Source organism: Mycobacterium sp. E3198, from assembly GCF_001667015.1.
Lineage (GTDB): Bacteria > Actinomycetota > Actinomycetes > Mycobacteriales > Mycobacteriaceae > Mycobacterium.
In genome coordinates this window covers 1-21,691 of record NZ_LZIS01000003.1, presented here as the reverse complement: position 1 = coordinate 21,691, position 21,691 = coordinate 1, and the positions used below count along the sequence as shown (strand labels likewise).

The following is a 21,691-nucleotide window of genomic DNA, read 5'->3' as shown; positions in this document are numbered from 1 at the left end:
CAGGGCGTGGCACGCGACTATTACGGGATGCTCGGCGTGAGCAGGAACGCCAGCGATGCGGAGATCAAGCGCGCGTATCGCAAGTTGGCGCGCGAGCTGCATCCCGACGTCAATCCCGACGAGGCCGCGCAGGCGAAGTTCAAGGAGATCAGCGTCGCCTACGAGGTGCTGAGCGACCCGGAGAAACGCCGGGTCGTCGACCTGGGCGGGGATCCGCTGGAGAATGCCGCCGCGGCCGGTGGCGGGTTCGGCGGCTTCGGCAACCTGGGCGACGTGTTCGAGGCCTTCTTCGGTGGCGGTTTCAGCGGGGGTGCGGCGTCGCGCGGTCCCATCGGCCGGGTCCGGCCCGGTTCGGACTCGCTGCTGCGGATGCGGCTGGACCTGGAGGAGTGCGCGACCGGCGTGACCAAGCAGGTCACCGTCGACACCGCGGTGCTGTGCGACCGGTGCCAGGGCAAGGGCACCAATGGCGATTCGGTGCCCGTCCCGTGCGACACCTGCGGCGGCCGCGGCGAGGTGCAGACGGTGCAGCGCTCGTTGTTGGGCCAGGTGATGACGTCGCGGCCGTGCCCGACCTGCCGCGGCGTCGGGGTCGTCATCCCCGACCCGTGCCACCAGTGCATGGGCGACGGGCGGGTGCGGGCGCGCCGGGAGATCAGCGTCAAGATTCCCGCCGGTGTTGGCGAGGGCATGCGCGTCCGCCTGGCCGCCCAGGGCGAGGTCGGGCCCGGGGGCGGGCCGGCCGGTGACCTGTACGTCGAGGTGCACGAACAGGCCCACGACATCTTCGTCCGCGAGGGCGACGACCTGCACTGCACGGTGTCGGTGCCGATGGTCGACGCGGCGCTCGGCGTGACCGTCACCGTCGATGCCATCCTGGACGGCCAGAGCGAGATCACCATCCCGCCTGGCACGCAGCCGGGTTCGATCATCACGCTGCGCGGCCACGGGATGCCGCACCTGCGTTCGGGCGCCCGGGGCAACCTGCACGTCCACGTCGAGGTGGTGGTGCCCACCCGCCTGGACCACCACGACACCGAACTGCTGCGCGACCTGAAGAATCGCCGCAGCCGCGATGTGGCCGAGGTTCGCTCCACCCACGCCGGCGGCGGACTGTTCAGCCGGCTGCGCGAGACCTTCACCGGGCGCTGAGTCGCCGGAGCGCCTCATGGTGGCGACGCTGTTCTACGTCGACGCACTGCCCGACGCCGGCGAGCTGGCCGTCGTCGCCGGCGACGAGGGTTTCCACGCGGCCACGGTGCGCCGGATCCGGCCCGGCGAACGGCTCGTGCTCGGCGACGGCGCGGGCGGCCTCGCCCGATGCGAGGTCGAGCACGCCGGGCGCGACGGGCTGCGGGCGCGGGTGCTCGGGCGCTTCAGCGTCGAGCCTCCTCGCCCGGCGGTGACGGTGGTGCAGGCGCTGCCGAAATCCGATCGCTCGGAGCTGGCGATCGAGTTGGCCACCGAAGCCGGCGCCGACGCTTTCGTGGCCTGGCAGGCCGCCCGCTGCGTGGCCAGCTGGGAGGGCGCCCGGGTCGATAAGGGGCTGCGCCGGTGGCGGGCCGTCGCCCGTTCGGCGGCCCGCCAGTCCCGCAGGGCGCACATCCCGCCCGTCGAGGGGGTGCTGTCCACCGCCGCGCTGACGGGGCGGGTGCACGACGAGGTCGCCGCCCGGTCGGCGGTGCTGGCCCTGCACGAGTCGGCGACCGAACGCCTCGCGGATCACCATGTCGGCCAAGCGGATTCGGTGTTGCTGGTGATCGGGCCCGAGGGTGGCATCGCCCCGGACGAGATCGCCGCGCTGACCGCGGCGGGCGCGGTCGCGGTCCGGCTGGGTCCGCAGGTACTGCGGACGTCGACCGCGGCCGCGGTGGCGCTGGGCGCGCTGGGCGTGCTCACGCCGCGATGGAACGCTGCCGGCTTGGACGGCGACGCCGCGTCAGAAAACGCTTAGCTGGCGCACGATCTCGAGGTTCGCCCGGTCCCCTTCCGCTTGCACCCCGAAGGCTTCCCACGTTCCGCGCTGACTGACCCACCGCACGAACGCGTCGGCGTCGGAGGTGATGTGGGCGGTCACGTCCCCGTCGCCGAAGCGCAGCGTGCGGGTGCACCCGCCAATCAGGCGGATCTCCACCGCGTCGTCGATGCGGCCGAGCAGGGCCGCGTTCTGCTGGGGCAGCGCCGCCTCGATCCAGTCGACGGTGGGTTCCAGCCGCAATTCGTCGGAGGCGGGGGGCTCCGCCTGCACCGGGCCGTGCGGCTGAAAGAGGTCGTGTCGGATGTGTACGTATTGCTCGAAGGCGAACGCCGTCGGTATCAGCGACGCGGGAAAGGTCCCGACATCCCCGAGCGGCACCTCGAAATCCTGGCTCGCTGCCGCGGCCAGGACCTCGAGGCCCTTCAAGCTGACCGACTCGTAATCGTCGACGATTTCCCGAGAGGTCATCCAGCGGCGCGACTCGACGTAGAGGTCCGCTGCCCGCTCCGCGGGCAGCCCGCCGGGATCGGGCAGCTTCGACGGGTCGACGGCCAGCCAGAAACTGCACGCCATGTGAGACACGACGTCCCGCACCGACCAGCCGGGGCATCCGCTCGCCTGTGCCCAGGCAGAGTCTCCGAGAAGCGGCAAGGTCGCGAGCAACGCCGCGCGGTCCGCCTCGATGGCCTGTATCGCTGAGCTCATCTCACCGTGTTCCTTTCCCTGGTTCGGCCGTCCCGCTGTTATGTTGAGGGCGAGATTCATACGGTATGTATGAACCTACATACAGTATGTATGAAAGGCAACCCCTGTGAACGATGATCGCCGGACCCAGGCGGAGCGCTCCGCAGAGACGCGGGACGCACTGGTCGCCTCGGCGCGGCCCTTGTTCGCGGCCAACGGTTTCTCGGAGGTGGCGCTGGAGGCGATCGTGCGATCGGCGGGCGTGACCCGCGGCGCGCTCTACCATCACTTCGCCGACAAGACCGAACTGTTCGCGACGGTGTTCGAGCAAGTCGAGGCGGAGGTCGCCGCCCGGATGGGCGAGGCCATCGCCGCGGCCGGCGAAACCGACGCCATCGAGGTCATGAGGTTGGGCGCCGCTTTTTGGCTGGACGCCTGCTCCGATCCGGAAATCCAGCGCATCGCGCTGGTGGACGCGCCTGCGGTGCTCGGTTGGACGCGGTGGACCGAGATAGGCAACCGCTACAACATCGGGTTGGTACGGGCGCTGCTCTCCAGCGCCATCGAGACCGGCCGAATCCCGCCGCAACCCATCGAAGCGACCGCGTTGACGATGCTTGGCGCCATGCGCGAGGCCACCCTCTACGTGGCGAGGGCGGACGATCATGACACGGCACGCCGGGAAGCCGGCGCGGTCATCGACCGGTTGATCCGCGCCCTGACCGCAGGCGACGGCGACTAGAAGGCTGACCATTGGGACCCCCCGGCGTAGACTGAGTCAGCTGAGCAAACCCCTGACAAGCCGAGGAAGCAGGTATCGGAAACCACGTGACGCCCCGCGAAACCAGCGCTGCCGGCGCACCTTCGGGCTCTGCTCAAGTTCGCAGCAGCATCAACGTTCCGCCCGACCTCGTTGTGGGCCTGCTCGGCTCCGCCGACGAAAACCTGCGCGCCCTCGAACGTTCCCTGAACGCCGACCTGCACGTGCGCGGCAACGCCGTCACCATCTCCGGCGAGCCGGCCGACGTCGCGCTGGCCGAGCGGGCCATCTCCGAGCTGGTCGCGATCGTGGCCGGCGGCCAGCCGTTGACGCCGGAGGTGGTGCGCCACAGCGTCGCCATGCTCGTCGGCACCGGCAACGAATCCCCGGCCGAGGTCCTCACCCTGGACGTTTTGTCCTGGCGCGGCAACACGATCCGGCCCAAGACGCTGAACCAGAAGCGCTACGTCGACGCCATCGACGCCCACACCATCGTCTTCGGCGTCGGCCCCGCGGGCACCGGCAAGACCTACCTCGCCATGGCCAAGGCCGTCCACGCGCTGCAGACCAAGCAGGTCAGCCGGATCATCCTGACCCGGCCGGCGGTGGAAGCCGGTGAGCGCCTTGGGTTTCTGCCGGGCACGCTGAGCGAGAAGATCGACCCGTACCTGCGGCCGCTGTACGACGCGCTCTACGACATGATGGACGCCGAGCTGATCCCGAAGCTGATGTCGGCCGGGGTCATCGAGGTGGCGCCGCTGGCATACATGCGTGGTAGGAGCTTGAATTCGGCGTTCATCGTCCTCGACGAAGCCCAGAACACCACCGCCGAGCAAATGAAGATGTTCCTCACCCGGCTGGGCTTCGGGTCGAAGATGGTCGTCACCGGGGACATGACGCAGATCGACCTGCCCGGCGGTGCGCGATCGGGCCTGCGCTCGGCGATCGACATCCTCGACAGCGTCGAGGACATCTGCATCGCGGAGCTGACCAGCGTCGACGTCGTGCGCCACCGGCTGGTCTCGGAGATCGTCGAAGCTTACGCCCGGTACGAGGAGCCCGGCTCGGGGATGAACCGGGCGGCCCGGCGGGCCTCGGGTAGCCGCAGTCGCCGATGAGCATCGAGGTCTCCAACGAGTCGGGCATCGACGTGTCCGAGGTGGAGTTGGTCAGCGTCGCGAAATTCGTGATCGCGCGGATGGACGTCAACCCCAGCGCCGAGCTGTCGATGGTGCTGCTGGACACCGCGGCGATGGCCGACCTGCACATGCGCTGGATGGACCTGCCCGGGCCGACGGACGTGATGAGCTTCCCGATGGACGAGCTCGAGCCCGGCGGCCGCCCCGACGCGCCCGAGCCGGGGCCGGCGATGCTGGGCGACATCGTGCTGTGCCCGGAATTCGCGGCCGAACAGGCGGCGGCCGCGGGCCACAGCCTCGGACATGAGTTGGCGTTGTTGACGATTCACGGCGTGCTCCACCTGCTCGGCTACGACCACGGCGAGCCGGCCGAGGAAAAAGAGATGTTCGCCCTGCAGGGCCGGCTGCTCGAAGAATGGGTCGCCGAACAAGTCGAGGCCTACCAGCAGGACCGCCAGCAGGAGCGCGACCGCCGATTGCTGGACAAGTCAAGGTATTTCGACAATTGACCGGTGTTTCCCAGCTGCTGGGCGCGATCGCCCTGATCGCCCTGGGTGGCCTTTTCGCGGCGATCGACGCCGCCATGAGCACCGTATCGCTGGCGCGCGTGCAGGAGCTGGTCCGCGAGGAGCGGCCGGGTGCGGTGTCGTTGTTCAAGGTGATGGGCGAGCGTCCCCGCTACATCAACCTGGTGGTGCTGCTGCGCATCATCTGCGAAATCAGCGCGACCGTGCTGCTGGTCGTGTTCCTCTACGACAACTGGGGCATCAAGTGGGGGTTGTTCGGCGCGGCCACCATCATGGTGGTGACGAGCTTCGTCGTCATCGGCGTCGGCCCCCGCACCCTCGGCCGCCAGCATGCCTATTCGATTTCCTTGGTGACCGCCCTTCCGCTGCGGGTGATTTCGTGGTTGTTGATGCCGCTCAGCCGGTTGCTGGTGGTGCTGGGCAACGCGCTCACCCCCGGCCGGGGGCTGCGGAACGGGCCGTTCGCCTCCGAGATCGAACTGCGCGAGGTCGTTGACCTGGCCCAGCAGCGCGGCGTGGTGGCCGCCGACGAGCGCCGGATGATCGAATCGGTCTTCGAACTCGGTGACACCCCGGCCCGCGAGGTGATGGTGCCGCGCACCGAGATGATCTGGATCGAAAGCGACAAGTCCGCCGGCCAGGCGACCAACCTGGCCGTGCGCAGCGGGCACTCCCGCATCCCGGTGATCGGCGAAAACGTCGACGACATTGTCGGGGTGGTCTACCTGAAAGACCTTGTCCAGCAGACATTCTCCTCGCCCGACGGGGGCCGGGACACCAAGGTGTCGCAAGTCATGCGCCCGGCGGTCTTCGTGCCGGACTCCAAGCCGCTGGACGCGCTGCTGCGCGAGATGCAACGCGACCGCAACCACATGGCCCTGCTCGTTGACGAGTACGGCGCGATAGCCGGCCTGGTCAGCATCGAGGACGTGCTGGAAGAGATCGTCGGGGAGATCGCCGACGAGTACGATCAAGCGGAGACCGCGCCGGTAGAGGAGTTGGGCGACAAGCGATTCCGGGTGTCGGCGCGACTGCCGATCGAGGACGTCGGTGAACTCTACAATGTCGAATTCGACGACGACCTCGACGTCGACACCGTGGGCGGCCTGGTGGCCCTGGAATTGGGCCGGGTGCCGCTGCCCGGCGCCGAAGTGGTCTCGCACGGCCTGCGCCTGCGCGCCGAGGGCGGCCCCGATTACCGGGGGCGAGTGCGGATCAACACCGTCCTGGTGAGCCCGGCGGAAGCCGACGGGAACTCGGCATGACGGGCTGCCATGAGTGAATTCCGTTCGGGTTTCGTGTGTTTGGTGGGCCGGCCGAATACCGGCAAGTCGACGCTGACCAATGCGCTGGTCGGCACCAAGGTGGCGATCACCTCGACGCGGCCGCAGACCACGCGCCACACGATCCGCGGGATCGTGCACCGAAAAGACTTCCAGATCATCCTGGTCGACACCCCCGGCCTGCACCGGCCGCGCACCCTGCTGGGCAAGCGGCTCAACGAACTGGTCCGCGACACCTACGCCGAGGTCGACGTGATCGGGTTGTGCATCCCGGCCGACGAGCCGATCGGCCCGGGCGACAGGTGGATCGTCGACCAGATTCGCGCGGTCGCTCCCAAGACCGCGCTCGTCGCCGTCGTCACCAAAATCGACAAGGTGCCCAAGGATCGGGTGGCCGCGCAACTGGTCGCCGTCAGCGAACTGGTCGGTGACTCGGCCGAGATCGTCCCGGTGTCAGCGGTAACCGGCGCACAGGTCGACATCCTGATCGACGTGCTGGCCGCGGCGCTGCCCGCCGGCCCGGCCTACTACCCCGACGGTGAGCTGACCGACGAGCCCGAAGAGGTCCTGATGGCCGAGCTCATCCGCGAGGCCGCCCTGGAGGGGGTGCGCGACGAGCTGCCGCACTCGCTGGCCGTGGTGATCGACGAGGTCAATCCCCGCGAGGGGCGCGACGACCTGATCGACGTGCACGCGATCCTCTACATCGAGCGGGACAGCCAGAAGGGCATCGTGATCGGCAAGGGCGGCGCGCGGCTGCGGGAAGTGGGCACCGCCGCGCGTGCCCAGATCGAGAAGCTGCTGGGCACCAAGGTCTACCTCGACCTGCGCGTCAAGGTCGCCAAGAACTGGCAGAGCGACCCCAAACAGCTTGGTCGGCTGGGCTTTTAGAAGGTTTGACCGCGGGTGGCCCGGGTAGCCGTCGCGTATGACCCAACCACAATTAGCCCTAGTGACCGGCGCGTCCAGTGGGATTGGGCTGGAACTGGCCAAGCAGTTTGCCCAGCACGGCTACGACCTCGTCGTCGCGGCCGAGGACGACGCCATCAGAGACGTCCCGGAAAAGCTTTCCCAATGGAGCGCCGCCGTACAGGCGGTACAGGTAGACCTGCGCACCCCGGAAGGGGTGGAGCACCTCTACCAGAGCGCGATCGACGGCGAGCGCGTGCTGGCCGCCGCGGCGCTGAACGCGGGCATCGGGCGCGGTGAGATGTTCCTCAAAAGCGAGCTCGCCGATGACCTCAGCATCGTGGACCTCAACGTCCGCTCGACCGTGCATCTGGCCAAGCTGGTGCTGCGAGACATGGCCAACCGCGACAAGGGCAGAGTGCTGTTCACGTCGTCCATCGCGTCGCAGATGCCGGGCTCCTATCAGCCGGTCTACAACGCGTCGAAATCGTTCGTCCAGTCGTTCGCCGAGGCGCTTCGAGACGAATTGCGCGACACCTCAATCACCGTCACGGCCCTGATGCCCGGGCCGACGGACACCAACTTCTTCGGCCGCGCCAAGATGGTCGACTCCCTGATGGGCAAGGGGCCCAAGGACGATCCCGCCGAGGTCGCGCGGCAGGGCTTCGAGGCGTTGATGCGCGGCGAGGAGAAGGTGGTCGCCGGCTCGGTCCTGGTCAAGGCGATGGGCATGGCGAACCGCGTGCTGCCCGATCGGCTGAAAGCCGTTGGCAATCGGGTGATGTCGATGCCGCGGGGCTAAGCCAGCACCCGGATGCGCGGGGCTAAGCGAGTACCCGGATGGTCTGCAGCGACGGGTCGGCGGCGTCGGGGACGTTCATCCCGGCTCGCACACCGGTACACAAGTAGTCCAGCACGGCGTCATTGAGGCGCTCCCCGGGCACGACGGCGGGGATGCCGGGGGGATACGGCGTGACCTGTTCGGCGGAGATCCGCCCCGCGGCCCGCTCGGTGGGTACCGTCTCGACGCGCCCGAAGAACGCGTCGCGCGGCTTGCACACGTTGTCCAATTGCAGCTCCCCGGGTGCGGGCAGGTCGATCTCGGGTGGGGGATCGAAGTCGCTGGCCGCCCTGCGCCATTCGGCCAGCGCATGGGTGAGCCGGCCGGCGGTGGTCTCGTCGTCGGCGAACGACAGGGTCGCCAAGATGCGGCGGTGATCGCTCATCCCGACGTCGATGTGGGCGTGCGCGCGCAACCAGTCATGAGCCTGATAACCGGAGGTGCCCGTGGCCGAAACGTCCATCATGACCTGCATCCGGTCCAGATCGTGGGATGCCTGCACGCCGAGCAACTCGTCGTCGAGGACCTCCACGTCCGGGATCATTTCGATGTCGTGGCGCAGCTGATGGGCCAGATCCAGTGCGGCACCGAGCAAGTCGTGACCCCGCTCGACCATCTGCCGCCGCCAGCCGTCCATCGCGGCATAGACCAGAACGCTGGGGCTGGTGGTCATCAGCAGGTCCGCGCAGGCCGAAAGTCGGTCCTTGTCGATCCGGTCGCCCTGCAGGTGAAACACGGAGCCCTGTTCGAAACCGGCGCCCATCTTGTGCACGCTCACCACGCAGATGTCGGCACCGGCGTCCATCGCCCAGGTCGGCAGGTCCTCGTGGAAGGGCAGGTGCGCGCCCCACGCCTCGTCGATGATCAGCGGCTTGCCGCGCGAGTGGCAGACTTCGGCGATCTTTGCGATGTCGGCGCAGGTGCCGTACGGGCTGGGGCTCACGATGAGCGCGCCGGCCGCGTCCGGGTACTTCTCCCACGTCTCCTCGACCTGCTCCGGTGAGGGTGGATGCGAGAAATGGCGCTCGGCGTCCCAGCGGGGCGTGATCCAACGGGGTTGCACGCCGGAGAAGATGAGGCCGGCCACGATGGATTTGTGACTGTCCCGGCTCACCAGCAGGCTGCCGTCGCCGCCGGCCACGGCCATCATCGCGGCCTTCACCGACAGCGAGCTGCCGCACGTGGAAAACCATGCGATGTCGGCGCCCACGGCGTCGGCCATCAGGTCCTCCGCGTGTTTCAGGTAACCGTTTTTGGTCCGGCGGTCATCCAGCCCGCCGCTGGCCAGCACGTCATCGAGGAACGGTTCGTGGCCCAGGACAGCCAACACCCGGTTATCGGTGCCGCGGCCCTGCCGGTGCCCCGGCGGGGTGAACCCGTACCGGTTCTTCTCCCGGTAGTCGGCCACCGCATTCAGCAGTGGAGCATCAGATTGGTCCATTCGGTGGGGATACCCCGGTTGTCGCGAGCTAAGAGCGCGGCGGCTCACATGCGCGACGGCGTCCCCCCGGCGGGCGGCGTGTCGGCGCCGGCGTGCCACCACACCGGCGGCTGCTTGGTGGACCAGCCGCAGACGGCCTCCAGCTCGGCGGCCAGCGAGATCAGCAGCCCCTCGCTGTTTGCTGGTCCCATCAGCTGCACGCCGATCGGCAAACCCTCGGAGGTGAATCCGGCCGGCACGTTGATGGAGGGCCACCCCAGCAGGTTCCACGGCCAGGTCAACGGGCACGCGGCGATCATGGCGCGGTCGGTGCCGAAGCTGCCCAGCCGGTCGAACGCGCGCGCCAGCGGCGGCGGTTCTGCGGTCGTCGGGGCCAGCACCACGTCGACGATGTCGAAGATCGAGCCCACCCGGCGCTGGTCGGCCGCCTCGTGGCGGCGCGCGCTGCGCAGGATCGCCTGCCCCAGCACCTGGCCCATGCGCAGGTTGGACACGGTGCGGGGGTCCAGGATCACGCCGTCGCCCAGCCGCTCCTCCCAATCCCGCAGGCCCGCGGTGGACCGGGCCAGGAAGTTCCACGACAACCGCAGGCCGTAGTCGGGGTTGCCGGGCACCACCTTGTGGCCGAGCAGCTCCAGCTGCTTACCCACGGCCCGCGTGGCGGCGAGGATCTCGGGGTGCAGCTTGGTCCGAAAACCGTTGTACGGGAACCTGGTCGACAGCGCGATGTTCAGCGGGCCGGGCGCCTTGCCGACATAGTCGGACGCCGTGATCGGCGGCGGCTTGTGCCGGTCGCCCTCGACGTTGCCCGAGGCGGCGTCGAGCAACAGGGCCGCATCGGCCACTGTGCGGGCCAGCACGCCGTTGACGGTGATCCCGTTGAACGCCTCGGGCAGCGGCCAGGTGGAGATGCGGCCGCGCTGCGGCTTGATGCCCACCAGATGCGTCCACGCCGCGGGGATGCGGACGCTGCCGGCGCCGTCCGAGCCGATGGCGGCGGTGACCAGGCCCGCGGCCACGGCGGCGGCGCTGCCCCCCGACGACCCGCCCGGGGTGTGCCGCCGCGACCAGGGATTGCGGGTGTGGCCGAAGCCGGGCCCGCTGGTGAATGGCCACTGGCCCAGCTCGCAGGTGTTGGTCTTGCCGACGATCACGGCGCCGGCGGCCTTCAGGCGCCGCACCACCTCGGCGTCCTGGGTCGCGGGCGCGACGTAGCCCTCGGTGCCGAAGGCGGTGGGCACCCCGGCGACGTCGACGTCGTCCTTGACCGCGATCGGGATGCCCAGCAGCGGCGCGGTGTCCCCGGCCGCGCGTCGCCGGTCGGCTTTCGCCGCGTCGGCCAGCGCCGACTCGGTCAGCACCACCCGGAAGGCGTTCAGCGTCGGCTGGCTGGAATGGATGGCGTGCAGCGACCGACTCACCAGTGTGGTGGACGTCACTGCGCGGCTGGCCAGCTGATATAGCAGGTCAGTCAGTGTGGGCAAGCGCTGGTTGCCGGATCCGGAGATGGACCCGGTGCCCGCCCCGGAAGCGCCGATCACGGGGTACGAGACTAACGGCGCGGATACCCGCATTGTCGCGGCGGGGTGCAAAACTATGGTGATGCGGCTATATCGAGACCGAGCTGTGGTGTTGCGCCAGCACAAGCTCGGCGAGGCCGACCGGATCGTCACCCTGCTGACCCGCGACCATGGCCTGGTCCGCGCGGTGGCCAAGGGCGTGCGCCGCACCCGCAGCAAATTCGGTGCGCGGCTGGAGCCGTTTGCCCACATCGACGCGCAACTGCACCCCGGCCGCAATCTCGACATCGTCACCCAGGTCGTCTCCATCGACGCGTTCGCCGCCGACATCGTCAGCGACTACGGCCGGTACACCTGCGGGTGCGCGATGCTGGAAACTGCCGAACGCCTCGCCGGCGAGGAGCGGGCGCCCGCCCCGGCGCTGCACCGGCTCACGGTGGGCGCGCTGCGCGCGGTCGCCGACGGGCGCCGGCCCCGCGACCTGTTGCTGGACGCCTATCTGCTGCGCGCCATGGGCATCGCCGGATGGGCGCCGGCGCTCACCGAGTGCGCCCGGTGCGCCACCCCCGGTCCGCATCGGGCGTTTCACGTCGCCGCCGGGGGCAGCGTCTGCCCGCACTGCCGCCCGGCCGGCTCGACCACCCCGCCGCCGGGTGTGCTGGATCTGATGGCCGCGCTGCACGACGGGGACTGGGCGGCCGCCGAGGCGTCGCCGCAATCGCACCGGGGCTACGTCAGCGGGCTGGTGGCCGCGCACTTGCAATGGCACCTGGAACGGCAGCTCAAAACGTTGCCGCTGGTAGAGCGGAACTACCAGGCCGACCGCACGATCGCCGAACGGCGCGCAGCGCTGATCGGGCAGGATACTGCCTGTGGCTGAGCGCAAGCCGAAGTCGACCGACTTCCCGCAGCTGCCCCCCGCGCCCGCCGACTACCCGGTCTTTCCCGACAAGTCGACCTGGCCCGTCGCCTTCCCGGAGCTGCCGCCGCCCGCCGGCGGCGGCCCGCGCCGCCCCCCGCAGCACACCTCGAAAGCGGCCGCGCCGCGGATTTCCGCCGACCGGTTACCCAACCACGTGGCGATCGTGATGGACGGCAACGGCCGCTGGGCCACCCAGCGCGGGCTGAGCCGGACCGACGGCCATCGCGCCGGCGAGGCCGTCGTCATCGACATCGTCTGCGGTGCAATCGAAATCGGGATCAAGTGGTTGAGTCTTTACGCGTTTTCCACCGAGAACTGGAAGCGTTCGCCCGAGGAGGTCCGCTTCCTGATGGGCTTCAACCGCGACGTGGTGCGCATGCGCCGGGTGAACCTCAACACGATCGGGGTGCGGATCCGGTGGGTCGGATCCCGACCCCGCCTGTGGCGCAGCGTGATCAACGAACTGGCGATCGCCGAGGCGATGACGGACGGCAACGACGTCATCACCGTCAATTACTGCGTGAACTACGGCGGTCGCGCCGAGATCACCGAATCCACGAGGGAGATAGCCCGTTTGGTGGAGGCGGGCCGGCTCAAACCCGACCGGATCAGCGAGTCGACGATCTCGCGCCACATGCAACGGCCGGACATCCCCGACGTGGACCTGTTCCTGCGGACGTCGGGGGAGCAGCGGTCCAGCAACTTCATGCTGTGGCAGGCGGCCTACGCCGAGTACATCTTTCAAGACAAGCTGTGGCCGGACTACGACCGCCGCGACCTGTGGGCGGCCTGCGAGGAATACGCGGAACGCCATCGACGGTTCGGGAGCGCCTGATGCCATCACTACAGGACCGGCTGGCGTCGATACTGCGCGACGCCCTGCCCATCGAGGAGGAGCCCGACGGCGCGCTGACGCTGCGCCACAACGGCACGCTGGCCTCGTTGCGGGTGGTCAACATCGCCGAGGGCCTCGATCTGGTCTCGCTGACGCAGATTCTGGCGTGGGATCTGCCCCTGACCAAAAAGATCAGCGATCAGATCGCCAAGCAGGCGCGCGACAGCAACTTCGGCAGCGTGACGGTGGTCGAGAAGGTCAACGACAAGGCGGTGCAACGCAATTCCGGCAGGGGTGCCGCCAAAACCGGGGACGTGATGCTGCGCTACAACTTTCCCGGCGGCGGCCTGACCGACGAGGCCCTGCGCACCATGATCCTGTTGGTGCTCGACACCGGCGCAGAGATACGTCGATCGGTAACGGGCTAGGACACCGCCGCCTCGGTCGCGTCGACGGCCAGGTCCTCGCGGCCGCCGTTCCGCAGCAGCGCCGGCATCGTGTCCGGGTCGTAGTCGGCCGGGCGGGTCGAGTCGACGAACCGTTCGACGACCTCGACGAAGCGGTCGGGGTGGTCGTGGAACGGCATGTGGCCGGAGTCGGAGAAGATCTCCATGCGCGAACCGGGCATCGCGGCGTGCGCGGTGTGCGCGTGGTCCACCGGGATGATCAGGTCGTCTTCGCCCCAGATGATCTGCACCGGAACGGATTTCACAAGGTAGCTGCGGTCCAGCATGGTGACGTATTGACCGCGCGCGTCCACCACCGACCGCAGGGTGCGCGCGAACGCCGCCAGACCGTCGGGGTCCAGGAAGCCCTCCAGCAAGTCGACGACCTCGGCGGCGTCGCGCCCGAACTTGGTGGACCCCAGCACGCTCTGCACGGCGCGGCCCACGCGCCGGATCGCGGGCATCACCCCTGGCGCGCGCCGCGCGCCCAGCGCCTCGGCGCCCAGCGGCATCGCCGCCAGCCGCAACGCCAGGCTCACGTCCTTCGCGACGCCGCCGGCGCTCACCAGCACGATGCGCTCCACCAGCTGGGGGTACTGGTAGGCGAATTGCATCGCGACGCCGCCCCCGAAGGAATGCCCGACGACGGTGACCCGGTCGATGCCGAGCACGGCGAGCAGATCGCGCATGCCGTTCGCGAAAGCGGGCAGGGAGTAGTCGGCGTGGGGCTTGTCGGACTCGCCGTGGCCCAGCAGGTCGGGCGCGATGACCGTGAACCGTTGCGCCAGCTTGGCGTGCACCGTTTCCCATGACTTGGAGTTGTCGCCGACGCCGTGGATCAGCAGCAGGGCCGGTCCCGACCCGGCGATCCGGAAGGCGCGGCGGTAGCCGTGGATCGTGCGGAACTGCAATGACGGGGCCTCGACCTCGCGGACCGGCCGCAGACGGGGGGATAGTTCCTTGCGCATGATGTGCTCATTTCCCTTGAGGTGGTGTCTCGGCCCGTGGGCCACTCATGGGTAGGAGCACGCGGCGGACGCGTGTCGGACACTTTTTTCAGAAACTTTTTGCGCGCGCGGCTAGGAGCGGCATTGCGCGCACGTCCCGAAGATCTCGATGGTGTGGCTGACCTCGGAGTAGCCGTGCTTGGCGGCCACTTGCGCCGCCCAATCCTCGACCTCGTGGTCGCCCACCTCGATGGTGGAACCGCAGCATCGGCACACCAGATGGTGGTGGTGATGTTCCGAGCACCGGCGGTAGACCGACTCGCCGGTGTCGGTGCGCAGCGTGTCGACCATGCCCGCCGCCGCCATCGACTGCAGCGTCCGGTACACCGTGGTCAGGCCGATGTTCTCACCGCGGCGGCGCAGCTCGTCGTGCAGCTCCTGGGCCGAGCGGAAGTCGTCCAGGGTCTCCAGCAGGGTGGCGATCGCGGCCCGCTGGCGGGTGGAGCGCACGCTGGCGCCCGTCACGGGGTGTCCTCGCTCGCGTGGGCGACGGCGTCGACGACGATGTGCGCCAGGTGGTGATCGGCGAGTCGGTACAGCACTTCGCGGCCGGACCGTTCGCCGGCCACCACGCCCGCCGCCTTGAGGATCTTCAGATGCTGGCTGACCAGCGGCTGCGGCACGCCGAGCGCGTCGACCAGTTCGTGCACGCAGCGGTGCGATTCCCGCAACTGCAGCACGATGGCGATCCGCACCGGGGCGGCCAGCGCGCGCAACAGTTCGCCCGCGGCATCGAGGATCTCCCGCGGCGGCGGGACGGGGTATTCGGTAAACCCCGTGTGGGCGCCCGGGCCGGCGCCGCCATGCTCGTGGGCCAGCACGCTCAGCTCGGATCCCATGTCGCCGCCGGCCGCCGCCGGGACCGAAGACGTTGGGGACGTCGCCATGGGACAGTCATCACCTCGAGGAGTATTGGAAGGGCCCGTCGCGGGAATCGCGATCGGCCGCTTTCCACTGTCACATGCGTAATGACGCATGTCAAAGATCGCGGCGCCGGTCGATACCATGGCTGATGTTTTGCGAGCGGCGGTTCTCCGCCGCGCCGCCTGCCCGGATCTTCGAAAGGGAGTGCACAGCCCCGTGGCGTCCGTCATCGACACCGTAGTCAACCTGGCCAAACGGCGGGGCTTCGTCTTTCCCTCGGGGGAGATCTACGGCGGCACCAAATCGGCCTGGGATTACGGCCCGCTGGGTGTGGAGCTCAAGGAGAACATCAAGCGCCAGTGGTGGCGCGCGGTGGTCACCGGCCGCGACGACGTGGTCGGGCTCGACTCGTCGATCATCCTGCCGCGGCAGGTGTGGGTGGCCTCCGGTCACGTCGAGGTCTTCCACGACCCGCTGGTCGAGTGCCTGAACTGCCACCACCGGCATCGCCAGGACCACATGCAGGAGGCATACGCGGCGAAGAAGAACATCGCCGACCCCGATTCGGTCCCGATGGGCGAGATCGTCTGCCCGGACTGCGGCACCAAGGGGCAGTGGACCGAGCCCCGCGAATTCAACATGATGCTCAAGACCTACCTCGGGCCGATCGAGACCGAGGAGGGGCTGCACTACCTGCGCCCCGAGACCGCGCAGGGCATCTTCGTCAACTTCGCCAACGTGGTGACGACCGCGCGGCGCAAGCCGCCGTTCGGAATCGGGCAGATCGGCAAGAGCTTCCGCAACGAGATCACCCCCGGCAATTTCATCTTCCGGACCCGCGAGTTCGAGCAGATGGAGATGGAGTTCTTCGTGGAGCCGTCGACCGCCAAGGACTGGCACCAGTATTGGATCGACACCCGGCTGCAGTGGTACGTCGACCTAGGCATCGACCCGCAGAACCTGCGGCTGTACGAGCACCCCGAGGAGAAGCTGTCGCACTACTCCGACCGCACCGTCGACATCGAGTACAAGTTCGGCTTCGTCGGCAATCCGTGGGGCGAGCTGGAAGGCGTCGCCAACCGCACGGACTTCGATTTATCAACGCACGCAAAGCATTCCGGGGCAGACCTGTCGTTCTACGACCAGGCCACCGACTCCCGGTACACGCCCTACGTCATCGAACCCGCGGCCGGCCTGACGCGGTCGTTCATGGCGTTTCTCGTCGATGCCTACAGCGAGGACGAAGCCCCCAACGCCAAGGGGGCCATGGAAAAGCGGACGGTGCTCCGGCTCGACCCGCGGCTGGCGCCGGTCAAGGCCGCGGTGTTGCCGTTGTCGCGGCACGCCGACCTGAGCCCCAAGGCCCGTGACTTGGCCGCCGAGTTGCGTAAGTGCTGGAACGTCGATTTCGACGACGCCGGCGCCATCGGACGCCGCTATCGGCGCCAGGACGAGGTCGGCACGCCGTTCTGCGTGACCGTCGACTTCGACTCGCTCGAGGACGACGCGGTGACCGTGCGCGAGCGCGACGCCATGACCCAGGATCGGGTTGCGATCGGCGCCGTCGCCGATTACCTGGCGCCGCGTTTGAAGGGGTGCTAGGCGGCGCGCCACAAACCACTGCCGCATTTCATGGCCGCGTAATCGGCACCATTGACCTAATGGGCCGAATAATGGAATTGCATGCCATCGCATTTGTCGCGGTGAATTCCGCGGCGCGCCGAGATCATCGCAGTTCCGGGGGCCTGGACCCGATGCGCGGGGCGGGCTGATCTTTCGCCCGCGCAGCGGTCGACGGGCGTCTTTCGGATTGGATCAAGTTTGCGTTAATTCGATTGATTCAAGTTTAGGAGAAAATGCGGCTTTTCCACGGTATTTGGCTTACGATCCGGCCGTGGTGTGTGTTGATTTCCGGGGGGCGACGAGGCCGTTGGCGCGGCCCGCTGCGCGGGGGTCGTGATGGTTCTCGATTTCTCCTGGTTGCCTCCCGAGATCAATTCGGCGCGAATCTCCGCCGGCGCGGGTTCGCAGCCGTTGTTCCTGGCGGCGTCGGCCTGGGACGGGTTGGCGTCGGACTTGGCGGGGGCCGCGTCGTCGTTCAACTCGGTGGTGACCGGTCTGACCGATGGATCGTGGACCGGTCCGTCGGCGGCGGCCATGGCGGCGGCCGCGGTGCCGTACGTGGGGTGGCTGAACGCGGCGGCGGGGCAGGCTGCGGCCGCGGCGGCCGGGGCCCGCGCCGTGGCGACGGCGTTCGAGTCGGCGTTGGCGGCGACGGTCGCTCCCGCGGCGGTGGCGGCGAATCGCACCCAGCTGATGGCGTTGATCTCCGCGAACATCCTGGGTCTGAACACGCCGGCGATCTTCATGAACGAGTTCGAGTACATGGAGATGTGGGCCCAGGATGTCGCCGCGATGCTGGGCTACCACGGCGGTGCGATGTCGGCGGCCGCGGCGTTGCCGGCGTTCAGCCTGCCGCCGCTGAGCCTGGCCGGCGTCGGCTCGCAGGTCGCCGGATTGCTGTCGCCGGTGGGGGCGGCGCTGACCGGTTCGTTGGCGCCGGTGACGGACGTGGTCGTGCCCGCCGTGCAGCAGGTGTACGGCCTGGCTTCGGCCTTACCGATTTCCAGCCTGTCGACGCTCGCCCAGGTCGGGATCATGCCGGTGAGCATGATGATGTCGCCCATCATGATGGCCGCCCAAGCGGGAATGGGCGCGTCGAATTCGGCGGCGCTCGCCGGTGCGAAGGGGGCCGCCGGCGTCGCCGACGCGGCGAAGTTCGTCAGCCAGGCGGCTCCCGCGGCGAAGGGCCTGGGCGGCGGCGGCCTGGGCGGCGCGGCCGCGGATATGGGGAAGGCGCGGCTGGTCGGGGCGATGTCGGTGCCGCCGACGTGGCAGGGGTCGACGCCGGCCCGGATGGTCAGCGCCGCGATGTCGGGTCTGGGCAGCGAGATCCCCGCCGCGGCGGCTGGGGCGCCGGTGGGCGGCGGGATGCCGTTCATGCCGATGCCCATGGGTGGCATGGGCGCGGGGGCGGGCATGCCCGGCGGAATGATGGGCCGCGGTGGGGCGAGCCCGAATGTCGTGCAGTCACGGCCCAGCGTGGTACCGCGGGTCGGAGTCGGGTAAGGGCGGGGGTGATAGGTCGGGGCTCGCACGTGGGCGCCGCAGCGGCGTCTAACTGAAATTTCGGTTTCTTAGGGAAGGAGTGGTGTAGTGGCTACTCGGTTTATGACCGACCCGCACGCGATGCGGGTGATGGCAGGTCGTTTCGACGTGCACGCACAGACGGTTTCGGATGAGGCGCGCCTGATGTGGGCCTCGTCGCAAAACATTTCCGGCGCCGGGTGGAGTGGGGCGGCTTCGGCGACGTCCTACAACACGATGGGCCAGATGAACCAGGCGTTTCACAACATTGTGAACATGCTGCAGAGCGTTCGCGACGGGCTGATCCGCGACGCCAACAACTACGAGCAGCAAGAGCAGGCTTCGCAGCAAATTTTGAGCAGCTAGTGGCTTTCAGGCGTGAGGAGATTGTGCAATGACGATTAACTACCAGTTCGGAGACGTGGACGCCCACGGCGCGACGATTCGCGCCCAGGCGGCGTCGTTGGAGGCCGAGCACCAGGCCATCGTGCGCGATGTGCTGGCTGCTGGTGACTTCTGGGGCGGCGCCGGTTCGGTGGCTTGCCAGGAGTTCATCACCCAGTTGGGTCGCAACTTCCAGGTGATCTACGAGCAGGCCAACGCCCACGGCCAGAAGGTGCAAAGCGCCGGCAGCAACATGGCCAGCACCGACAGCGCCGTCGGGTCCAGCTGGGCCTGACCGGCCATCCGAGGGCGGGGGTGCACCGCGGTGTTGCCCCCGCCCGAGGGGTCCTCAGTAACGGGAACCGGTCGCCGACGCGAAATCAGAGCCAATACGGGCTGGACGGTTTGGTGAAACCCCGGATTTTTGGTGGGCGATGGACTTAGGATCGGCCCGTGGTGTCTGTTGATCGTTGGACTGTGCCGTTGATGCGGCTGACTGGCTTGGGGGTGTGATGGTTCCCGCTTTTACGTTCTTCCCACCGGAGATCAACTCGGCGTTGATGTTCGCCGGGGCGGGTTCAGGGCCCTTGTTCATGGCGGCGTCGGCCTGGGACTCCCTGGCGACGGACCTGGCGGGTGCCGCGTCGTCGTTCCAATCGGTGGTCTCCGGGTTGACCGACGGTCCGTGGGCCGGCCCGGCGTCGGTGGCCATGGCAGCCGCGGCGACCCCTTATGTGGGGTGGCTGAGCGCGGCGGCCGGGCAGGCGGAGTCGGCCGGCCTGCAGGCGCGCACCGCGGCGACGGCGTTTGAGTCCGCGCTGGCGGCGACGGTGCCCACCCCAGCGATCGCGGCGAACCGCGCCCAGCTGATGGCGTTGATCGCGACGAACATCCTCGGCCAGAACACCCCGGCGATCTTCATGACCGAGTTCGAATACATGGAGATGTGGGCCCAGGACGTCGCCGCCATGGTGGGCTACCACGGCGGGGCGCTGGGCGTGGCCGCGGCGTTGCCGGCGTTCAGCCTGCCGCCGACGAACCTGGCGGGCCTGACGGGGCTGTTGGCCGCGCCGCTGACCGGCGTGGCGGCGCCGCTCTCGAATGTCGCGTCGTCGGTGTCGAGCGCACTCGGGGCGACGGGCGTAATGGCGGTGGCCGGGAGCGCGGTGTCGCAGGCGGCCTCGCTGGCCTCGGCCGCTCCGATTTCGTCGCTGTCGACGGTCGCCCAGGTCGGCATGATGCCGGTGAGCATGATGATGTCGCCGATCATGATGGCGGCCCAAGCGGGAATGGGCGCGAGCAATTCGGCGGCGCTGGCCGGCCACGTTGCCGGGGCCGCGGATCCCGCGAAGTTCGTCAGCAGTGCCGTTCCGAAGGGGCTCGGCGGCGGCGGCATGGGCGGCCTGGGCGCCGCCTCGGCCGGTCTGGGCAAGGCCCGGCTGGTCGGGGCGATGTCGGTGCCCCCGACGTGGCAGGGATCGGCGCCGTCCCGGATGGTCAGCGCGGCCATGTCGGGCATGGGCGAGATGCCGGCCGGGGCCGCGGCTGCCGGGGCGCCGACGGGCGGCGGCATGCCGATGATGCCGATGCCGATGGGTGGCATGGGCGCCGGTGCGGGCATGCCCGGCGGGATGATGGGCCGTGGCGGTGCCAGCCCGACCCACGTGGTGCAGTCGCGGCCCAGCGTGGTGCCGCGGACCGGGGTCGGATAGGTCGTCCGGAAAGGGCAGGTGATAAGCCGGGCCGCGGTCGGCGGCCCAGGGCCCGGGGCTGTGGCCATCTTGCGGTTGCGTGCCGCTCTCACCCGGATTCCGTCATCGGTTTCGCCCACGATCTTGCGCTGTTCTTCAAAGAGGCGAAATCGGTGAATCCCGGATATTGTCCTCAGAATTGACTTACGATGCGAAGTGCCTGGTGGTGCTGTATTTGCCGCCGGGTCCGAAAAGTGAACGAAACGGCTGTGGAAGGGGGCACCGTGCTTCTGCCTCTTGGTTCCCCGCTGCCGGACGATGCGGTGTCGGCAAAGCGAGGCGAGTCGGGGATGCTCGGCGGCTTATCGGTTCCGCTGAAGTGGGGAGTGGCTGTTCCCCCGGATGACTACGACCATTGGGCACCGGAGCCGGAAGAAGGCGCCGATGCAACCGCGCAGGCGGCCGACGGGGTCAACCCGGAGGCGGGCGGCGACGGCATGGACGAGTGGAATGAATGGGCCGAATGGAGCGAGTGGCAAGGCGAGGCGGAACCCCGCTTCGACCTGCCCCGCACTACCAGCGTGGTACCGACCTCGCCGGCGGCGGGCTGAGGTTTCACGCGTGATTCAAGACCAACCTGAATGAGAAATCCGAGAAGTTAAATCCAGAAGGAGAAAGGCAACATGGCAACACGTTTTATGACTGACCCGCATGAGATGCGGGCGATGGCGGGCCGTTTCGAGGTCCACGCTCAGACCGTTGAGGACGAGGCTCGCAAGATGTGGGCGTCGTCGATGAACATCGCCGGTGCCGGCTGGAGCGGCCAGGCCCAGGCGACCTCCTACGACACCATGGGCCAGATGAATCAGGCCTTCCGCAACATCGTGAACATGCTGCACGGTGTGCGCGACGGGCTGATCCGCGACGCCAACAACTACGAGCAGCAAGAGCAGGCTTCCCAGCAGATCCTCGGCAGCTAGCCCAACGGCGCTGTCGTCCCCAACTTTTGAAGATTTGAAAGGACGTAAACATGACCATCAATTACCAGTTTGGCGACGTGGACGCCCACGGCGCGACGATTCGCGCCCAGGCGGCGTCGTTGGAGGCCGAGCACCAGGCCATCGTGCGCGATGTGCTGGCCGCTGGTGACTTCTGGGGCGGCGCCGGTTCGGTCGCCTGCCAGGAGTTCATCACCCAGTTGGGTCGCAACTTCCAGGTGATCTACGAGCAGGCCAACGCCCACGGCCAGAAGGTGCAAAGCGCCGGCAGCAACATGGCCAGCACCGACAGCGCCGTCGGGTCCAGCTGGGCCT

At 68.6% G+C, this 21,691-nt stretch carries 25 protein-coding genes; 19 read left to right on the top strand and 6 right to left on the bottom strand.

Annotation, left to right across the window (positions count from 1 at the left end):
• Positions 1-6 precede the first annotated feature (6 nt).
• Positions 7-1,152: a molecular chaperone DnaJ gene (gene dnaJ / locus A5673_RS01325; protein ID WP_068226708.1), complete on the top strand. Its 1,146-nt coding sequence runs from the start codon at positions 7-9 to the stop codon at positions 1,150-1,152.
• A 16-nt stretch (positions 1,153-1,168) separates the two neighbouring features.
• Positions 1,169-1,954: a 16S rRNA (uracil(1498)-N(3))-methyltransferase gene (locus A5673_RS01320; RefSeq protein WP_068226707.1), complete on the top strand. Its 786-nt coding sequence runs from the start codon at positions 1,169-1,171 to the stop codon at positions 1,952-1,954.
• On the opposite strand, the gene A5673_RS01315 is transcribed toward A5673_RS01320, so the two are convergent.
• The gene (locus tag A5673_RS01315) at positions 1,940-2,683 is read right to left on the bottom strand and encodes a maleylpyruvate isomerase family mycothiol-dependent enzyme (RefSeq protein ID WP_082958484.1); all 744 of its coding nucleotides are present in this window, start codon (positions 2,681-2,683) and stop codon (positions 1,940-1,942) included. The genes A5673_RS01320 and A5673_RS01315 overlap by 15 nt on opposite strands.
• Positions 2,684-2,789: 106 nt before the next feature.
• Between A5673_RS01315 and A5673_RS01310 the strand changes: the two genes are divergently transcribed.
• The 6 genes from A5673_RS01310 (at position 2,790) to A5673_RS01285 (ending at position 8,082) form a co-directional block, all read left to right on the top strand.
• Positions 2,790-3,404 carry a TetR/AcrR family transcriptional regulator gene (locus A5673_RS01310; protein ID WP_068226706.1) on the top strand — a complete coding sequence of 205 codons (615 nt, stop codon included), beginning with the start codon at positions 2,790-2,792 and terminating at the stop codon, positions 3,402-3,404.
• Between the two features lie 86 nt (positions 3,405-3,490).
• Positions 3,491-4,540: a PhoH family protein gene (locus tag A5673_RS01305; protein WP_068226705.1), complete on the top strand. Its 1,050-nt coding sequence runs from the start codon at positions 3,491-3,493 to the stop codon at positions 4,538-4,540.
• On the top strand, positions 4,537-5,070 hold the full coding sequence (gene ybeY, locus A5673_RS01300; protein WP_068226704.1) for an rRNA maturation RNase YbeY: 534 nt from the start codon (positions 4,537-4,539) through the stop codon (positions 5,068-5,070). Before A5673_RS01305 ends, ybeY begins: the two co-directional genes overlap by 4 nt.
• The gene (locus A5673_RS01295) at positions 5,067-6,353 is read left to right on the top strand and encodes a hemolysin family protein (RefSeq protein WP_068226703.1); all 1,287 of its coding nucleotides are present in this window, start codon (positions 5,067-5,069) and stop codon (positions 6,351-6,353) included. Before ybeY ends, A5673_RS01295 begins: the two co-directional genes overlap by 4 nt.
• A gap of 9 nt (positions 6,354-6,362) precedes the next feature.
• Entirely contained in the window at positions 6,363-7,262 is a 900-nt protein-coding gene (gene era, locus A5673_RS01290) for a GTPase Era (protein WP_068226702.1), read from the top strand.
• A gap of 37 nt (positions 7,263-7,299) precedes the next feature.
• Positions 7,300-8,082 carry an SDR family oxidoreductase gene (locus A5673_RS01285; RefSeq protein WP_068226701.1) on the top strand — a complete coding sequence of 261 codons (783 nt, stop codon included), beginning with the start codon at positions 7,300-7,302 and terminating at the stop codon, positions 8,080-8,082.
• Between the two features lie 22 nt (positions 8,083-8,104).
• Here the strand turns inward: A5673_RS01285 and A5673_RS01280 are convergent, their stop codons facing one another.
• A complete protein-coding gene (locus A5673_RS01280) occupies positions 8,105-9,562 on the bottom strand; it encodes an aminotransferase class I/II-fold pyridoxal phosphate-dependent enzyme (RefSeq protein ID WP_068226700.1) in 1,458 nt (485 codons plus the stop codon).
• A gap of 44 nt (positions 9,563-9,606) precedes the next feature.
• Complete coding sequence (locus A5673_RS01275) at positions 9,607-11,103, bottom strand: amidase (RefSeq protein WP_068226699.1); 1,497 nt, start codon at positions 11,101-11,103, stop codon at positions 9,607-9,609.
• 61 nt (positions 11,104-11,164) lie between these two features.
• On the opposite strand from A5673_RS01275, the gene recO reads away from it, so the two are divergent.
• The 3 genes from recO to A5673_RS01260 are packed head-to-tail and all read left to right on the top strand — an operon-like array spanning position 11,165 to position 13,267.
• The gene (gene recO, locus A5673_RS01270) at positions 11,165-11,962 is read left to right on the top strand and encodes a DNA repair protein RecO (protein ID WP_068226719.1); all 798 of its coding nucleotides are present in this window, start codon (positions 11,165-11,167) and stop codon (positions 11,960-11,962) included.
• A complete protein-coding gene (locus A5673_RS01265; protein ID WP_068226698.1) occupies positions 11,955-12,839 on the top strand; it encodes a decaprenyl diphosphate synthase in 885 nt (294 codons plus the stop codon). Before recO ends, A5673_RS01265 begins: the two co-directional genes overlap by 8 nt.
• A complete protein-coding gene (locus tag A5673_RS01260) occupies positions 12,839-13,267 on the top strand; it encodes a hypothetical protein (protein WP_068226697.1) in 429 nt (142 codons plus the stop codon). The genes A5673_RS01265 and A5673_RS01260 overlap by 1 nt, the downstream gene beginning before the upstream one ends.
• Here the strand turns inward: A5673_RS01260 and A5673_RS01255 are convergent.
• The 3 genes from A5673_RS01255 to A5673_RS01245 form a co-directional block, all read right to left on the bottom strand.
• Positions 13,264-14,253, bottom strand: a complete 990-nt coding sequence (locus tag A5673_RS01255) for an alpha/beta fold hydrolase (protein ID WP_068226696.1) — start codon at positions 14,251-14,253, stop codon at positions 13,264-13,266. The genes A5673_RS01260 and A5673_RS01255 overlap by 4 nt on opposite strands.
• Positions 14,254-14,364: 111 nt before the next feature.
• Positions 14,365-14,757: a Fur family transcriptional regulator gene (locus tag A5673_RS01250; RefSeq protein WP_068226695.1), complete on the bottom strand. Its 393-nt coding sequence runs from the start codon at positions 14,755-14,757 to the stop codon at positions 14,365-14,367.
• A complete protein-coding gene (locus tag A5673_RS01245) occupies positions 14,754-15,179 on the bottom strand; it encodes a helix-turn-helix transcriptional regulator (RefSeq protein WP_068226694.1) in 426 nt (141 codons plus the stop codon). Before A5673_RS01245 ends, A5673_RS01250 begins: the two co-directional genes overlap by 4 nt.
• Positions 15,180-15,360: 181 nt before the next feature.
• Between A5673_RS01245 and A5673_RS01240 the strand changes: the two genes are divergently transcribed.
• From A5673_RS01240 to A5673_RS01205, 8 genes are all read left to right on the top strand, one after another.
• Positions 15,361-16,758, top strand: coding sequence for a glycine--tRNA ligase (locus tag A5673_RS01240; protein WP_197518254.1), 1,398 nt, complete (start codon positions 15,361-15,363; stop codon positions 16,756-16,758).
• A 357-nt stretch (positions 16,759-17,115) separates the two neighbouring features.
• Positions 17,116-18,285: a PPE family protein gene (locus A5673_RS01235; RefSeq protein ID WP_068226692.1), complete on the top strand. Its 1,170-nt coding sequence runs from the start codon at positions 17,116-17,118 to the stop codon at positions 18,283-18,285.
• 87 nt (positions 18,286-18,372) lie between these two features.
• Positions 18,373-18,669: a WXG100 family type VII secretion target gene (locus tag A5673_RS01230; RefSeq protein WP_068226691.1), complete on the top strand. Its 297-nt coding sequence runs from the start codon at positions 18,373-18,375 to the stop codon at positions 18,667-18,669.
• 28 nt (positions 18,670-18,697) lie between these two features.
• A complete protein-coding gene (locus A5673_RS01225; protein WP_068226688.1) occupies positions 18,698-18,982 on the top strand; it encodes a WXG100 family type VII secretion target in 285 nt (94 codons plus the stop codon).
• Between the two features lie 217 nt (positions 18,983-19,199).
• Complete coding sequence (locus tag A5673_RS01220) at positions 19,200-20,399, top strand: PPE family protein (protein ID WP_068226690.1); 1,200 nt, start codon at positions 19,200-19,202, stop codon at positions 20,397-20,399.
• 263 nt (positions 20,400-20,662) lie between these two features.
• A complete protein-coding gene (locus A5673_RS01215; RefSeq protein ID WP_369806447.1) occupies positions 20,663-20,989 on the top strand; it encodes a hypothetical protein in 327 nt (108 codons plus the stop codon).
• 72 nt (positions 20,990-21,061) lie between these two features.
• Positions 21,062-21,358, top strand: coding sequence for a WXG100 family type VII secretion target (locus A5673_RS01210; RefSeq protein WP_066914021.1), 297 nt, complete (start codon positions 21,062-21,064; stop codon positions 21,356-21,358).
• Between the two features lie 50 nt (positions 21,359-21,408).
• On the top strand, positions 21,409-21,691 hold a 283-nt coding region (locus A5673_RS01205), incomplete at its 3' end, for a WXG100 family type VII secretion target (RefSeq protein WP_068226688.1).